Genomic DNA, 16,597 nt, shown 5'->3' with positions numbered 1-16,597 from the left:
TCAGGCGCGTCCGTCGCGCAATTCGCGCCGCAGGATCTTGCCGACGTTCGTTTTCGGCAGCTCCGTACGGAACTCGACCAGCTTCGGCCGCTTGTAGCCCGTGAGGCGCTCCTTGCAGTAGGCGAGGATGTCCTTGTCGGTGAGCGCAGGGTCCTTCTTCACGATGAACAGCTTCACGGCTTCGCCGGAATGCTCGTCGGGCACGCCGACAGCCGCCACCTCGAACACGCCCGGATGCGACGCCACCACGTCCTCGACTTCGTTCGGGTACACGTTGAAGCCCGATACGAGAATCATGTCCTTCTTCCGGTCGACGATCTTCACGTAACCCCGCGCATCCATCACGCCGACGTCGCCCGTCTTGAAGAAGCCGTCCGCGAACATGACCTTCGCGGTCTCGTCCGGCCGATTCCAGTAGCCGGCCATCACCTGCGGCCCGCGGATGCAAATCTCGCCGGGTTCGCCGAGCGCGACGTCGTTGCCTGCATCGTCGCGAATCGCCACTTCGGTCGACGGCAGCGGCAAGCCGATCGTCCCGCTGTATTCGGTCGCCGTCACCGGGTTGCAGGTCGCGACCGGCGACGTTTCGGACAGCCCGTATCCTTCGATGATCGCCGTATGGGTCTTTTCATACCAGCGTTTCGCAACGCCTTCCTGGATCGCCATGCCACCGCCGTTGGCGATCACGAGCTTCGACAGGTCGAGCTGATTGAATTCGGGGTGGTTCAGCAGCGCGTTATACAGCGTGTTGACCGCCGGGATCGTCGAGATCTGGTAGCCCTTCAGCTCCTTGATCATGCCGGCGATGTCGCGCGGGTTCGGAATCAGGATGCCCATGCCCCCGGTACGCATCGTCAGGAAACCGCAGACGGTCAGCGCGAACACGTGATACAGCGGCAGCGCGACAACGGTCACGAACTGTTTCACCTCCGGGAACTTCTCATGAGCCGGATGGTGCCAGGCGCCTGCCTGCAGCACGTTCGACACGATGTTCCGGTGCAGCAGCGTCGCCCCCTTCGCCACGCCTGTCGTCCCGCCCGTGTATTGCAGGAACGCGACGTCGTCGGGGCCGATCTTCTGCGCCTTGAATGTCTGCCGCGCGCCTTCCGACAGCGCGGCCTTGAATCGGGTGTAGGCCGGAAGCTGCCACACCGGCACCATCTTCTTCACGTTGCGCACGACGTAGTTGACGAGCCATCCCTTGATGCCCAGCAGATCGCCCATCGACGCGACGACGACGTGCTTGACGCTCGTATTCGCGATGACAGCCTGCAGCGTCGACGCGAAATTCTCGAGGATGACGATCGCCTCGGCACCGCTGTCCTTCAGCTGATGTTCGAGCTCGCGCGGTGTGTAGAGCGGATTGACGTTGACGACGGCGTAGCCCGCGCGCAGTACCGCGGCGATCGCCACCGGGTACTGCAGCACGTTCGGCATCATGATCGCGACGCGCGCCCCGCGCGCAAGCCCGCGCGATTGCAGCCAGGCGCCGAACTGGCGCGACAACTTGTCGAGTTCGCCGTACGTGATGCCCTTGCCCATGCAGACGAACGCCGTGCGGTCGCGGTACTGCCGGAAGCTTTCGTCGAGCAGGTCTGGAACGGATGGATAAGGAGACGCGTCAATTTCGGCTGGAACGCCGGGTGGGTACGATTTCAGCCAAATTTTGTCCATACTGCGCGTCTCCTCACGGATTTTCGAATGATCGTGCTAAAACGCATCGTAACGGCTCGCTCGACTTGGCACAACAGGGTTAGACACCCCCTTCGAACTTCCGGCGGCCACGTGCGCGTGCTCGCACCGATCTTCCGTCAAATTCTCGCTACTTCGACCAGGCAGTCATAGAACGTCGCCGAATTGCCGAGATCGGTGAGTGCCTGGCTCGTCACCTCGTTCGCGTTCCTGCCGTCCGGCGACAGCTTCTTCCACCAGATCGACAAGCCGACCACGAGTCCGGCCCGGGCGCGGTCGGTGATCCGTGCACGCGCTTGCATCGATCCGCGGTCGTTGAAGATGCGAACGAGATCGCCTTCCGCGATGCCCCGCGCATCGGCATCCGCCGGGTGAATGTCGAGATGCGGCTCACCTTCGGTATGGCGCAGGCTGTCGACGTTCACGAACGTGCTGTTCAGGAAGTGACGGGCCGGCGGCGAAATCATCGCGAGCGGATAGCGCGCGGCGAGCTCGGGTGCCGCCTCGGCCGATTCGAATGGCGGCAGGTAGTCGGGCACCGGATCCATCCCCATCTCCGCCAGCTGCGCGCTATAGAACTCGCATTTGCCCGATGGGGTCCTGAAGCCGCCGTTCGCAAACGGCGCGTCAGGCAGCTTGAGCTTGATCCATCCCGCCTGCTTCAGCGCATCCCAATTGCTGTCGAGTGCCGGATCGTCCCAGCGGAGCGCCGCACGCGCGACCTCTTCGTCGCTGTGATAGAGCGCGGGCTCGGCCAGCCCCATGCTGCGCGCGATCCCGCGGAAGATCTCCGTATTCGGCCGCGCGTCTCCCACCGGAGGAATCGACGGCAGGTTCGCCATCACGTAGGTGTGGCCGTACGATTTATGGATGTCCAGATGCTCGAGTTGCGTGGTTGCCGGCAACACAATGTCGGCGAAATCGACGGTATCTGTCTTGAAATGCTCGAGAACGACCGTGAACAGGTCGTCACGTGCGAACCCCGCCGCGACTTTCGAAGAGTCCGGCGCGACCGCCACCGGATTCGAGTTGTACACGATCACCGCTTCAACCTTCGGCCCGAAGGTGGCATCGCCCGGGTGCAACAGCGCGTCGCCGATCGCGTTCATGTTGATGATGCGCGGCAGCTTGTGCGGCCAGCCCGGCATCAAGTCCGGGCGCAACAGTGCGGGCTGATTGACCGGCGCCCACTCCGAAGAAGACAGCAGCAATCCGCCTGCCCGATCGCGCCATGCCCCCGTCAGCGCCGGCAGGCTTGCGATCGCGCGTACCGCGTTGCCGCCGCCGCGGACGCGCTGCATGCCGTAGTTCAGGCGGATCGATGCCTTCCGGGTAGCGCCGTAACGACGCGCAAGGTCGATCAACTCCGACGCATCGATGCCGCAGATCTGCGCGACACGATCCGGCGGATAGGACATCGCCCGTTCCTTGAGTGCGTCGAAACCGAGCGTATGGCTGGCGATGTAGTCATGATCGAGCAGGTCTTCGGTAATCAGCACGTGCATCATGCCAAGTGCGAATGCGCCATCGGTGCCGGGCCGCAATGCAATGTGCTGGTGGCACTTTTCCGCTGTCAGCGAGCGGTACGGATCGATGGCGACAAGACGGGCGCCTCGACGCTTCGCTTCCTGCGCGCGCGTCCAGAAATGCAGGCTCGACGCGATCGGGTTCGCCCCCCATATCAGAATCAGTTCGCTTTCCTCGAAATGCTCGAGATGCATGCCGAGACTGCCACCATAGGTGTAGCGCAGCCCTGCCGCACCCGCGGCGGCACAGATCGCGCGCTCGAGCCGCGAAGCGCCAAGCTTGTGGAAGAACCGCTGGGCGATGCCCTCCCCTTGCACGAGCCCCATCGTCCCCGCATAGCTGTACGGCAGGATCGCCTCCGGTGCGCGCGCCGCGATTTCACAGAGACGACGGCCGATCTCGTCGAACGCCTCGCCCCAGCTGATCGGTACGAAATGCCCTTCCCCTTTGGCACCGACACGCTTGAGCGGAACGGTGAGGCGATCGGGATGATGAACGCGATCGGCATATCGGCTGACTTTCGTGCACAACACGCCTTGTGTCGGCGGATGGTCAGGATCGCCCGTGACCTTTATCGCCTTGCCGTTTTCGACGGTCACGCGCATTGCGCACGTGTCCGGACAATCATGCGGGCAGACGGCCCTGGCCATCTGTGTAGGGGCGTTCATCGTTTTGTTCGAGGATTGGGGATTAGAGGATTTTACGGCGGAGGCGAGCGGCAAAGTGTCGATTTCGTGACGAGAAATCGCCTCGTGCTTCGATGAGGACGGAGGGAGATTGCGAGAATCGGGGGGCGAACGGAGCGTTCGCGAGAAGGCTGGGATCTCTACTAGCCTTCTGGCCACCAGTCTCGGGCGAGGTGATGGGTAACATTTCCGTGCGCCGGCGGGCCCGGTGCCATTTCCGTCGCCGGAAACGCAAAAACCCCCGCCTGATCGGGCGGGGGTTTCTGGCTTAGGGAGCCTGACGATTACCTACTTTCACACGGGAATCCGCACTATCATCGGCGTAGAGTCGTTTCACGGTCCTGTTCGGGATGGGAAGGGGTGGGACCGACTCGCTATGGTCATCAGGCAAAGAGGGTTGTTCTGCTGGCTTGGCAACAGAACCAATCTGGGAAGAAGCAGTAATTTAGGTTGTGTGTATCTCACACATACGCGGCACTTCAACCGCAGTACGTCGAGTGCCTTGCACTCGACGCTCGATATCCGTAAGCGCTGAAGCGCTAACGGCTATCGAGACAGCCTTGTTATAGGATCAAGCCTTACGGGCAATTAGTATCAGTTAGCTGAACGCATTACTGCGCTTACACACCTGACCTATCAACGTCCTGGTCTCGAACGACCCTTCAAGGGGATCTAGTCCCCAGGGATATCTCATCTTAAGGCGAGTTTCCCGCTTAGATGCTTTCAGCGGTTATCTCTTCCGAACATAGCTACCCGGCGATGCCACTGGCGTGACAACCGGTACACCAGAGGTTCGTCCACTCCGGTCCTCTCGTACTAGGAGCAGCCCCCTTCAAATATCCAACGCCCACGGCAGATAGGGACCAAACTGTCTCACGACGTTTTAAACCCAGCTCACGTACCTCTTTAAATGGCGAACAGCCATACCCTTGGGACCGGCTACAGCCCCAGGATGAGATGAGCCGACATCGAGGTGCCAAACACCGCCGTCGATATGAACTCTTGGGCGGTATCAGCCTGTTATCCCCAGAGTACCTTTTATCCGTTGAGCGATGGCCCTTCCATACAGAACCACCGGATCACTATGACCTGCTTTCGCACCTGCTCGACTTGTCGGTCTCGCAGTTAAGCACGCTTATGCCATTGCACTATCAGCACGATTTCCGACCGTACCTAGCGTACCTTCGTACTCCTCCGTTACGCTTTGGGAGGAGACCGCCCCAGTCAAACTGCCTACCATGCACTGTCCCCGACCCGGATCACGGGCCAAGGTTAGAACCTCAAACAAACCAGGGTGGTATTTCAAGGACGGCTCCACCGAAACTGGCGTTCCGGTTTCATAGCCTCCCACCTATCCTACACAGATCGGTTCAAAGTCCAATGCAAAGCTACAGTAAAGGTTCATGGGGTCTTTCCGTCTAGCCGCGGGTAGATTGCATCATCACAAACACTTCAACTTCGCTGAGTCTCGGGAGGAGACAGTGTGGCCATCGTTACGCCATTCGTGCAGGTCGGAACTTACCCGACAAGGAATTTCGCTACCTTAGGACCGTTATAGTTACGGCCGCCGTTTACCGGGACTTCAATCAAGAGCTTGCACCCCATCATTTAATCTTCCGGCACCGGGCAGGCGTCACACCCTATACGTCCACTTTCGTGTTTGCAGAGTGCTGTGTTTTTATTAAACAGTCGCAGCCACCAGTTTATTGCAACCCCTTCACCCTCCTGGCGCAGGCCAGTCAAGCTACAAGGGCGTACCTTATCCCGAAGTTACGGTACCAATTTGCCGAGTTCCTTCTCCCGAGTTCTCTCAAGCGCCTTAGAATACTCATCTCGCCCACCTGTGTCGGTTTGCGGTACGGTCATCGTTAGACTGAAGCTTAGAGGCTTTTCTTGGAACCACTTCCAATTGCTTCGCGCCCTAGAGCGCTCGCGCCACACCCTTGAATCCTGCGCCCGGATTTGCCTAAGCGCCTTCTCCAATGCAGCGACCGGGACTTCCAACACCCGGACAACCTTCCGCGATCCGTCCCCCCATCGCATCTAACGACGGTGCAGGAATATTGACCTGCTTCCCATCAGCTACGCATTTCTGCCTCGCCTTAGGGGCCGACTCACCCTACGCCGATGAACGTTGCGTAGGAAACCTTGGGCTTACGGCGAGGGGGCCTTTCACCCCCTTTATCGCTACTCATGTCAGCATTCGCACTTCCGATACCTCCAGCACCCTTTACAAGGCACCTTCGCAGGCTTACGGAACGCTCTCCTACCATGCGTACACTCCTTCAAATCCACCGCTCATCACACCGCAACGATCATTGTTGGGTGCTTTGTCGCCACTGCGTGGCGACAAGCTCGGTGCACTTGAAGGAGTGCACGCATCCGCAGCTTCGGTATATGGCTTAGCCCCGTTACATCTTCCGCGCAGGACGACTCGATCAGTGAGCTATTACGCTTTCTTTAAAGGGTGGCTGCTTCTAAGCCAACCTCCTGACTGTTTTAGCCTTCCCACTTCGTTTCCCACTTAGCCATATTTGGGGACCTTAGCTGGCGGTCTGGGTTGTTTCCCTCTTGACACCGGACGTTAGCACCCGATGTCTGTCTCCCGTGATTGCACTCTTCGGTATTCGGAGTTTGCTATGGCGGGGTAATCTGCAATAGACCCCCCAACCATGACAGTGCTCTACCCCCGAAGGTGAGACACGAGGCACTACCTAAATAGTTTTCGGAGAGAACCAGCTATTTCCAGGTTTGTTTAGCCTTTCACCCCTATCCACAGCTCATCCCCTAACTTTTCAACGTTAGTGGGTTCGGACCTCCAGTACGTGTTACCGCACCTTCATCCTGGCCATGGATAGATCACCTGGTTTCGGGTCTACGCCCAGCAACTGAACGCCCTATTCGGACTCGCTTTCGCTACGCCTGCCCTATACGGTTAAGCTTGCTACTGAACGTAAGTCGCTGACCCATTATACAAAAGGTACGCCGTCACCCCTTACGAGGCTCCGACTGTTTGTATGCATGCGGTTTCAGGATCTATTTCACTCCCCTCCCGGGGTTCTTTTCGCCTTTCCCTCACGGTACTGGTTCACTATCGGTCGATCACGAGTATTTAGCCTTGGAGGATGGTCCCCCCATCTTCAGACAGGATTTCACGTGTCCCGCCCTACTTGTCGTACACCTAGTTCTTTCATACTGTTTTCGCCTACAGGGCTATCACCTGCTATGGCCGCACTTTCCAGAGCGTTCGGCTAACAATACAAATAAAGAGTACAAGGCTCATCCCATTTCGCTCGCCACTACTTTGGGAATCTCGGTTGATTTCTTTTCCTGCGGTTACTTAGATGTTTCAGTTCACCGCGTTCGCTTCGCATGGCCTATGTATTCAGCCATGGATACTCCATACGGAGTGGGTTTCCCCATTCGGACATCTACGGATCAAAGCTTGTTTGCCAGCTCCCCGTAGCTTTTCGCAGGCTACCGCGTCCTTCATCGCCTGTGATCGCCAAGGCATCCACCACATGCACTTGTTCGCTTGACCCTATAACGAGTCTGTCTCGTTACAGGTTGAGTTCTCGCGTTGTGCCGTATTCCAATTGAGCCGAACATGAAGTTCGAATCATCTTGAGATACATCGATACAATCACAACCCGGATAGTTTCCACGTCCATCTCAAAGACGCTTGCGCTATCCAAATTACTTACTTCTTCCAGATTGTTAAAGAACGACAGCCGATACAGTTACCTGCATCACTCTGACTGGCTCAATCGCCAATGCCAAATCCTCGGTTCGCTTTCGAACCAAGCACTTCGCATTGAAGATTGTGGTGGAGGCAGACGGGATCGAACCGACGACCCCCTGCTTGCAAAGCAGGTGCTCTCCCAGCTGAGCTATGCCCCCATGTGTACAGAGACTCTCAGGTTTCCACGTCAGACAATGGTGGGTCTGGTTGGATTCGAACCAACGACCCCCGCCTTATCAAGACGGTGCTCTAACCGACTGAGCTACAGACCCCTGAGTCTGTCCTAATTTACAGCCGATAAGCGTGAGCGCTCAACTTGTGCGAGATAGCTCTGGAAAGGAGGTGATCCAGCCGCACCTTCCGATACGGCTACCTTGTTACGACTTCACCCCAGTCATGAATCCTACCGTGGTGACCGTCCTCCTTGCGGTTAGACTAGCCACTTCTGGTAAAACCCACTCCCATGGTGTGACGGGCGGTGTGTACAAGACCCGGGAACGTATTCACCGCGGCATGCTGATCCGCGATTACTAGCGATTCCAGCTTCATGCACTCGAGTTGCAGAGTGCAATCCGGACTACGATCGGTTTTCTGGGATTAGCTCCCCCTCGCGGGTTGGCGACCCTCTGTTCCGACCATTGTATGACGTGTGAAGCCCTACCCATAAGGGCCATGAGGACTTGACGTCATCCCCACCTTCCTCCGGTTTGTCACCGGCAGTCTCCTTAGAGTGCTCTTGCGTAGCAACTAAGGACAAGGGTTGCGCTCGTTGCGGGACTTAACCCAACATCTCACGACACGAGCTGACGACAGCCATGCAGCACCTGTGCGCCGGTTCTCTTTCGAGCACTCCCGAATCTCTTCAGGATTCCGACCATGTCAAGGGTAGGTAAGGTTTTTCGCGTTGCATCGAATTAATCCACATCATCCACCGCTTGTGCGGGTCCCCGTCAATTCCTTTGAGTTTTAATCTTGCGACCGTACTCCCCAGGCGGTCAACTTCACGCGTTAGCTACGTTACTAAGGAAATGAATCCCCAACAACTAGTTGACATCGTTTAGGGCGTGGACTACCAGGGTATCTAATCCTGTTTGCTCCCCACGCTTTCGTGCATGAGCGTCAGTATTGGCCCAGGGGGCTGCCTTCGCCATCGGTATTCCTCCACATCTCTACGCATTTCACTGCTACACGTGGAATTCTACCCCCCTCTGCCATACTCTAGCCCGCCAGTCACCAATGCAGTTCCCAGGTTGAGCCCGGGGATTTCACATCGGTCTTAGCGAACCGCCTGCGCACGCTTTACGCCCAGTAATTCCGATTAACGCTCGCACCCTACGTATTACCGCGGCTGCTGGCACGTAGTTAGCCGGTGCTTATTCTTCCGGTACCGTCATCCCCCGATCGTATTAGGACCAGGGATTTCTTTCCGGACAAAAGTGCTTTACAACCCGAAGGCCTTCTTCACACACGCGGCATTGCTGGATCAGGCTTTCGCCCATTGTCCAAAATTCCCCACTGCTGCCTCCCGTAGGAGTCTGGGCCGTGTCTCAGTCCCAGTGTGGCTGGTCGTCCTCTCAGACCAGCTACTGATCGTCGCCTTGGTAGGCCTTTACCCCACCAACTAGCTAATCAGCCATCGGCCAACCCTATAGCGCGAGGCCCGAAGGTCCCCCGCTTTCATCCGTGGATCGTATGCGGTATTAATCCGGCTTTCGCCGGGCTATCCCCCACTACAGGACATGTTCCGATGTATTACTCACCCGTTCGCCACTCGCCACCAGGCCGAAGCCCGCGCTGCCGTTCGACTTGCATGTGTAAGGCATGCCGCCAGCGTTCAATCTGAGCCAGGATCAAACTCTTCAGTTTAAACCTGTTACTGTTTTCGGTTCGGTTAAGAACCGGTCGCTCACTCAAAGCTGACAGGAATATGAATTACTTCATAAACCTGACTTACTTTAGTGTGAGACTCTTGATACTTTTGCTATCTGATCCGAGGATCAGCTCGCTGCCATCAAGCGCCCACACTTATCGGCTGTTAATTTTTAAAGAGCAATCTGCGAGGAACTTCGTCGTTTCTCAGCAGCGCTGCGTTTTCAGCAGCAGAGAAGCGAGATTATGAACCGTGTTTCGCCGCTCGTCAACAACTTTTTACACTGCATCGTTGCGACTGCGGGGTTCAACTTCCTCCCCCTTCCGCGCCGCGTTTCCGTTAGCGCGAAAGAGGCGTGATTCTAAGCACCTCCCGCGCCAAGCGCAAGGGGGTTCGCGAAATAAATTCAAAAGCCCCGGTGCGCTGCCGCGCACCGGGGCTTTTACGCGGATGAATCGGGGCTCGCCCAGTATGACCGTCCGTCAGCGGTGCTTGAACACCGGCTTCCGCTTTTCAACGAAGGCCGCCATCCCCTCCTTCTGGTCTTCGGTCGCGAACAGCGAATGGAACAGCCGGCGCTCGAAGTGAACACCCTCGGCCAGCGTCGTCTCGTACGCACGATTCACCGACTCCTTGACCATCATGACCGCCGGCAGCGAAAACTCGGCGATCGTCGCTGCGGCGGCAATCGCCTCGTCAAGCAGCGTGTCGGCCGGCAGCACACGCGACACGAGCCCGGCACGCTCCGCTTCGGCTGCATCCATGAAGCGGGCCGTCAGGCACATGTCCATCGCCTTCGCCTTCGACACCGCGCGCGGCAGACGCTGCGTACCGCCCGCACCCGGCATGACGCCCAGCTTGATTTCCGGCTGGCCGAACTTGGCCGTGTCCGCCGCGAAGATGATGTCGCACATCATGGCCAGCTCGCAGCCACCGCCCAGCGCAAAGCCCGACACCGCCGCAATGATCGGCTTGCGGATTTCTCGAATCGTCTCCCAGTTACGTGTGATGTAGTCGCCCCGGTAGACATCCATATAGGAATAGGTCGCCATCATGCCGATGTCCGCGCCAGCCGCGAACGCCTTCTCGCTCCCGGTCACGACGATCGCGCCGATGCCATCGTCCGCATCGAACGCCTTCAGCGCATCACCCAGTTCATCCATCAGTGCATCGTTCAGCGCATTCAGCGCCTTCGGACGGTTCAGCGTAACCAGCCCGACACGCCCCCGGGTCTCCACCAGGATGTTCTCGTAAGCCATCTATTTCTCCTCGATCAATGAAATGAGAAACGCCTCGCACATGCGAATAGTTTGATGCTACCATTCTCCGACCAACCGGTCGGTTAATTAATCGATCCACCCCCCCTCACCGTCCATCAGGCTGCCGCCATGACCCATGCACTGTTCACGAAGCACGAAGACACGCTGAAGCACGCACTCGCCGCCATCGAGAGCCGCGGGTACTGGAGCCCGTTCGCCGAAATGCCGAGCCCCAAAGTGTACGGGGAAAGCGCGAACGCAGATGGCGAGGCCGCGTTCAAGTCACACCTCGACAAGACGTTCGCGCTCGACCAGCCGGCGTCCGGAGAAACGGTCGGCGCGGAACGGTCGCCGTACGGCATCGGATTGGGCGTGCGGTATCCGAAATCGACGCCCGATGCGCTGATCGCCGCGGCGGCGGCAGCCCAGCCCGCGTGGCGCAAGGCCGGACCGAGCGCCTGGATCGGCGTCAGCCTCGAAATCCTCGCACGCCTGAATCGTGCGAGCTTCGAGATCGCCTACAGCGTGATGCACACCACGGGGCAGGCATTCATGATGGCGTTCCAGGCCGGCGGCCCGCACGCGCAGGATCGCGCGCTCGAGGCAGTTGCCTATGCGTGGGACGAACTGCGCCGCATTCCGGCCGATGCGCACTGGGAGAAGCCGCAAGGCAAGAACCCGCCGCTCGCGATGCACAAGCGCTACACGATCGTCCCGCGCGGCACCGGCCTCGTGCTCGGCTGCTGCACGTTCCCGACCTGGAACGGCTACCCGGGATTGTTCGCCGATCTGGCCACCGGCAACACCGTGATCGTCAAACCGCATCCGGGCGCGATCCTGCCTCTCGCAATCACGGTCCGGATCGCTCGCGACGTACTGCGCGAAGCCGGATTCGATCCGAACGTCGTCACGCTCCTCGCGACCGAACCCAACGACGGCGCACTCGTTCAGGATCTCGCGCTGCGCCCCCAGATCAAGCTGATCGACTTCACCGGCAGCACGCAAAACGGCACGTGGCTCGAACGCCATGCCCACCAGGCACAGGTCTATACGGAGAAGGCGGGTGTCAACCAGATCGTGATCGACTCGACCGACGACCTGAAGGCCACCGCCAAGAACATCGCTTTCTCGCTGGCGCTGTACTCCGGCCAGATGTGCACGGCACCGCAGAACATCTACGTGCCGCGCGACGGCATCCGGACGGCGGACGGCCATGCGAGCTTCGACGAAGTCGCACAGGCAATCGCCGTCGCAGTACAAAAACTCACCGGCGACCCGGCACGCTCGGTCGAACTGATCGGCGCGATCCAGAACGAAGGCGTGACCGCGCGCATCGACGACGCCCGCCAGCTCGGCCGCGTGCTCGCCGACAGCCTTGCCCTGCAGCACCCCGCGTTCCCCGATGCCCGCGTGCGCACACCGCTCGTGCTGCAACTCGACGTGGCCGATCGCGAGAAATTCACGCAGGAGTGGTTCGGCCCGATCTCGTTCGTGATCGCAACCGACTCGACCGCGCAGTCGCTCGATCTCGCCGGTGAAATCGCGGCAGAGCATGGCGCGCTGACGCTCTCCGTCTACAGTACCGACGAAACCATCGTCGACGCCGCACACGACGCGGCGGTGCGCGGCGGCGTCGCGCTGTCGATCAACCTGACCGGCGGCGTGTTCGTGAACCAGTCGGCAGCGTTCTCGGATTTCCACGGCACGGGCGCGAACCCGGCGGCCAACGCTGCGCTGGCCGACCCGGCATTCGTCGCCAACCGGTTCCGCGTGGTGCAAAGCCGCGTCCATGTTGCGCCGAAAGCGGCACCCGCGGAAGCTGGCCAGCCCGCATAACCCGAATGGTCGACGTGCAAACGCCGCCACGTTCTCTACCATGAACGAATCCGCCACCCGGCGGGTTCGTTGCTCACCGATACGCCCATGACAGACGCCTATATCTGCGACGCGATTCGCACCCCCATCGGCCGCTACGGCGGCGCCCTGAAAGATGTCCGTGCCGACGACCTCGGTGCGGTACCGCTCAAGGCGCTCGTGGAGCGCAACCGCGACGTCGACTGGACCGCGATCGACGACGTGATCTACGGCTGTGCGAACCAGGCCGGCGAGGACAACCGCAACGTCGCCCGCATGTCGGCGCTGCTCGCGGGGCTGCCGACCGACGCGCCCGGCACGACGCTGAACCGCCTGTGCGGCTCCGGGATGGACGCGGTCGGCACTGCTGCGCGCGCGATCAAGGCGGGGGAGGCGCGCCTGATGATCGCGGGCGGCGTCGAGAGCATGACGCGGGCGCCGTTCGTGATGGGCAAGGCCGCGAGCGCGTTCGCGCGCCAGGCCGACATCCACGATACGACGATCGGCTGGCGCTTCGTCAATCCGCTGATGAAACAGCTGTACGGCGTCGATTCGATGCCGGAGACGGCCGAGAACGTCGCGGTCGACTACAACATCAGCCGTGCCGACCAGGACCTGTTCGCGCTGCGCAGCCAGCAGAAGGCCGCGCGTGCGCAGCAGGACGGCACGCTCGCCGAGGAAATCGTCACGGTCACGATTCCGCAGAAGAAAGGCGATCCGGTAGTCGTCTCGCGCGACGAGCATCCGCGCGAGACATCGCTCGAGGCGCTCGCGAAGCTGAAAGGCGTCGTGCGCCCGGACGGCTCGGTGACGGCCGGCAACGCATCGGGCGTCAACGATGGTGCGTGCGCGCTGCTGCTCGCCAATGCACAGGCAGCGGATCAGTACGGCCTGCGCCGCCGCGCACGCGTCGTCGGAATGGCGACGGCCGGCGTCGCGCCGCGCGTGATGGGTATCGGGCCCGCGCCCGCCACGCAGAAGCTGCTGCGCCAGCTCGGCATGACCCTCGACCAGTTCGACGTGATCGAGCTGAACGAGGCATTCGCATCGCAAGGTCTCGCGGTGCTGCGCATGCTCGGCGTCGCTGACGACGATCCGCGCGTGAACCCGAACGGCGGCGCCATCGCACTCGGCCATCCGCTCGGCGCATCGGGCGCCCGGCTCGTGACCACGGCGCTGCACCAACTCGAGCGTACGGGCGGCCGCTTTGCGCTCTGTACGATGTGCATCGGCGTCGGCCAGGGTATCGCGCTCGCGATCGAACGCGTGTAACCACCGCACCGCGCGCCTATAACGAAGTCATGAAGGAGACACTGCATGTCCTATCAGGCGATTCAGCTGGATATCGATCACGCCTCGAACGTGGCCACGATTACCCTCAACCGCCCCGACAAGCTGAACAGCTTTACGCGGGCGATGCATCGCGAACTGCAGTCGGCACTCGATGACGTCGAAGCGGCCGGTGCGCGCGCGCTGATCCTGACAGGCGCGGGGCGCGGCTTCTGCGCGGGCCAGGACCTGGCCGACCTCGACTTCACGCCGGGCGCGTCCACCGACCTCGGCACGCTGATCGACGAGCACTTCAATCCGCTGATCCGCCGCCTGCAGCGTTTGCCGATTCCGGTCATCGCCGCCGTCAACGGCACCGCGGCCGGTGCTGGCGCGAACCTCGCGCTCGCGTGCGATCTCGTGTTCGCCGCCCGCTCGAGCAGTTTCATCCAGGCCTTCGTCAAGATCGGGCTCGTACCCGATTCGGGCGGCACATGGTTCCTGCCGCAACGCGTCGGCATGGCACGCGCGCTGGGGCTCGCGCTGACCGGCGACAAGCTTGGCGCCGAACAGGCCGAGCAATGGGGCTTGATCTGGCGCGCGGTCGACGACGACACGCTCGTTGCGTCAGTCCGCCAGCTCGCCACCCAGCTCGCGCAGCAGCCGACGCTCGCGATCGCATCGATCAAGCAATCGATGCGCGACAGCGTCACGAACACGCTCGACCAGCAACTCGACCAGGAACGCGACCTGCAGCGCAAGCTCGGTCAGTCGCACGACTATGCGGAAGGCGTGAAGGCATTCATCGAGAAGCGCGCACCGCGCTTCGAGGGGCGTTGACATGAACGGTTCAGCCGAAACGCGCAGCCCCGACGCGCTGGCACGGGCCACCGCGCGGGCCATGTACGACGCAGACGCATGCAGCCGCGCACTGGGCATGGAGCTCGCCGAAGTGCGTCCCGGCTACGCGCGCATGCGCATGCCGGTGCGAGCCGACTTCCTGAACGGTCATCGGACCTGCCATGGCGGGATCATCTTCACGCTGGCCGATTCGACGTTCGCGTTCGCATGCAACTCGTACAACGTGAACGCAGTCGCGGCCGGCTGCTCGATCGAATTCCTGCGCCCCGTGCACGGCGACGACGTGCTGACGGCCGAGGCTGTCGAGCAGACCCGCAATGGCCGATTCGGCATCTACGACATCCGCGTCACGAACCAGACCGGGGAAACCGTCGCGATGTTTCGCGGCAAATCCGCCCAGATCAAGGGTACGGTCATCCCGGAAGACCGCTGACGCCGACGGCTCGCACATAACAAGCACTGGAGACATGCATGACTACCCCGCTACCGCTCGAGCCGATCGAGACCGCCTCACGCGACGAGCTGACCGCGCTGCAGCTCGAACGCCTCAAGTGGTCGCTCCGGCATGCGTATGACCACTCCCCCGTCTATCGTCGCAAGTTCGATGAAGCGGGCGTCCATCCGGACGACCTGAAGACGCTCGCCGACCTGTCGCGCTTTCCGTTCACGACGAAGAGCGACCTGCGCGACAGTTACCCGTTCGGGATGTTCGCGGTGCCGCAGGACCAGATCTCGCGCATTCATGCGTCGTCGGGCACGACCGGCAAGCCGACGGTCGTCGGCTACACGACCGCCGACATCGACATATGGGCGAATCTCGTCGCGCGCTCGATCCGCGCCGCCGGTGCGCGCCGCGGCGACAAGGTGCACGTGAGCTACGGCTACGGCTTGTTCACGGGCGGGCTCGGCGCGCACTACGGCGCCGAACGCGCGGGGCTGACCGTGATCCCGTTCGGCGGCGGCCAGACCGAAAAGCAGGTGCAGCTGATCCAGGATTTCCGGCCCGACATCATCATGGTCACGCCGAGCTACATGCTGTCGATCGCCGACGAAATCGAGCGCCAGGGTCTCGATCCGGTGCAGAGTTCGCTGCGCATCGGCATCTTCGGCGCGGAACCGTGGACCAACGACATGCGCGTCGCGATCGAGCAGCGGATGGGCATCGACGCGGTCGACATCTACGGGCTTTCCGAAGTGATGGGCCCCGGCGTCGCGTCCGAATGTGTCGAGACGAAGGACGGCCCGACCATCTGGGAAGACCACTTCTATCCGGAAATCATCGACCCTGAAACCGGCGAAGTGCTGCCGGACGGCGAACTCGGCGAGCTCGTGTTCACGTCGCTGACGAAGGAAGCACTGCCGATCGTTCGCTACCGGACCCGCGACCTCACGCGGCTGCTGCCTGGCACTGCCCGCACGATGCGCCGGATGGAGAAGATCACGGGGCGTTCGGACGACATGATGATCGTGCGCGGCGTCAACGTGTTCCCGACGCAAATCGAGGAGCAGTTGCTCAAGCAGCGCGCGCTCGCACCGCACTATCAGATCGTACTGACGAAGGAAGGCCCGCTCGACGTGCTGACGCTCAATGTCGAACCCTGTCCGGAGACTGCGCCGGACACGGCGACGATCGACGCGGCAAAGCAGGCGCTCGCACACGATATCAAGTCGCTGATCGGCGTGACGGCCGTCATCAACGTGCTGCCCGTGAACGGGATCGAGCGTTCGGTCGGCAAGGCGCGGCGCGTCGTGGACAAACGCACGGGTTGACGCGGGCGTCGCCCGCCAATGCAAAAAGCCCGATCGGTTTCGAACCGATCGGGCTTTTTGCATCCAG

At 60.9% G+C, this 16,597-nt stretch carries 8 protein-coding genes, 2 tRNA genes and 3 rRNA genes; 5 read left to right on the top strand and 8 right to left on the bottom strand.

The features are described from left to right. The 8 genes from WT26_RS05975 to WT26_RS05940 all read right to left on the bottom strand — a co-directional run bounded on the left by WT26_RS05975 (position 1) and on the right by WT26_RS05940 (position 10,776). Positions 1-1,674 (bottom strand): long-chain fatty acid--CoA ligase, encoded by a 1,674-nt coding sequence (locus tag WT26_RS05975; protein WP_069272369.1) that lies wholly within the window; start codon positions 1,672-1,674, stop codon positions 1-3. A gap of 137 nt (positions 1,675-1,811) precedes the next feature. Beyond that, positions 1,812-3,887, bottom strand: coding sequence for a molybdopterin-containing oxidoreductase family protein (locus tag WT26_RS05970; protein WP_069272368.1), 2,076 nt, complete (start codon positions 3,885-3,887; stop codon positions 1,812-1,814). Between the two features lie 293 nt (positions 3,888-4,180). After that, positions 4,181-4,293, bottom strand: a 5S ribosomal RNA gene (rrf, locus tag WT26_RS05965). 179 nt (positions 4,294-4,472) lie between these two features. Beyond that, a 23S ribosomal RNA gene (locus WT26_RS05960) occupies positions 4,473-7,446 on the bottom strand. A 283-nt stretch (positions 7,447-7,729) separates the two neighbouring features. Continuing rightward, positions 7,730-7,805: transfer RNA gene (locus tag WT26_RS05955), tRNA-Ala, on the bottom strand. A gap of 37 nt (positions 7,806-7,842) precedes the next feature. After that, positions 7,843-7,919 (bottom strand) — tRNA-Ile (locus WT26_RS05950). Between the two features lie 63 nt (positions 7,920-7,982). Continuing rightward, positions 7,983-9,513 (bottom strand): 16S ribosomal RNA (locus WT26_RS05945). The 16S, 23S and 5S rRNA genes sit together here with 2 tRNA genes alongside, the layout of an rRNA operon. Positions 9,514-9,999: 486 nt before the next feature. Continuing rightward, positions 10,000-10,776, bottom strand: a complete 777-nt coding sequence (locus WT26_RS05940; RefSeq protein WP_069272367.1) for an enoyl-CoA hydratase — start codon at positions 10,774-10,776, stop codon at positions 10,000-10,002. 129 nt (positions 10,777-10,905) lie between these two features. On the opposite strand from WT26_RS05940, the gene paaN reads away from it, so the two are divergent. The 5 genes from paaN to paaK all read left to right on the top strand — a co-directional run bounded on the left by paaN (position 10,906) and on the right by paaK (position 16,530). Continuing rightward, positions 10,906-12,612: a phenylacetic acid degradation protein PaaN gene (gene paaN / locus WT26_RS05935; RefSeq protein WP_069272366.1), complete on the top strand. Its 1,707-nt coding sequence runs from the start codon at positions 10,906-10,908 to the stop codon at positions 12,610-12,612. A gap of 87 nt (positions 12,613-12,699) precedes the next feature. Next, positions 12,700-13,902, top strand: a complete 1,203-nt coding sequence (pcaF, locus tag WT26_RS05930) for a 3-oxoadipyl-CoA thiolase (RefSeq protein WP_059522375.1) — start codon at positions 12,700-12,702, stop codon at positions 13,900-13,902. A 45-nt stretch (positions 13,903-13,947) separates the two neighbouring features. Beyond that, a complete protein-coding gene (gene paaG, locus WT26_RS05925) occupies positions 13,948-14,739 on the top strand; it encodes a 2-(1,2-epoxy-1,2-dihydrophenyl)acetyl-CoA isomerase PaaG (RefSeq protein WP_059522362.1) in 792 nt (263 codons plus the stop codon). Position 14,740: 1 nt separating this feature from the next. Further along, on the top strand, positions 14,741-15,193 hold the full coding sequence (gene paaI, locus WT26_RS05920; RefSeq protein WP_069272365.1) for a hydroxyphenylacetyl-CoA thioesterase PaaI: 453 nt from the start codon (positions 14,741-14,743) through the stop codon (positions 15,191-15,193). A gap of 38 nt (positions 15,194-15,231) precedes the next feature. Continuing rightward, a complete protein-coding gene (paaK, locus tag WT26_RS05915) occupies positions 15,232-16,530 on the top strand; it encodes a phenylacetate--CoA ligase PaaK (protein ID WP_069272364.1) in 1,299 nt (432 codons plus the stop codon). Positions 16,531-16,597 lie beyond the last annotated feature (67 nt).

Origin of the sequence: Burkholderia cepacia (genome assembly GCF_001718835.1) — a bacterium.
Taxonomy (GTDB): Bacteria; Pseudomonadota; Gammaproteobacteria; order Burkholderiales; family Burkholderiaceae; genus Burkholderia; species Burkholderia cepacia_F.
This window is presented reverse-complemented; position numbering and strand designations above follow the sequence as displayed.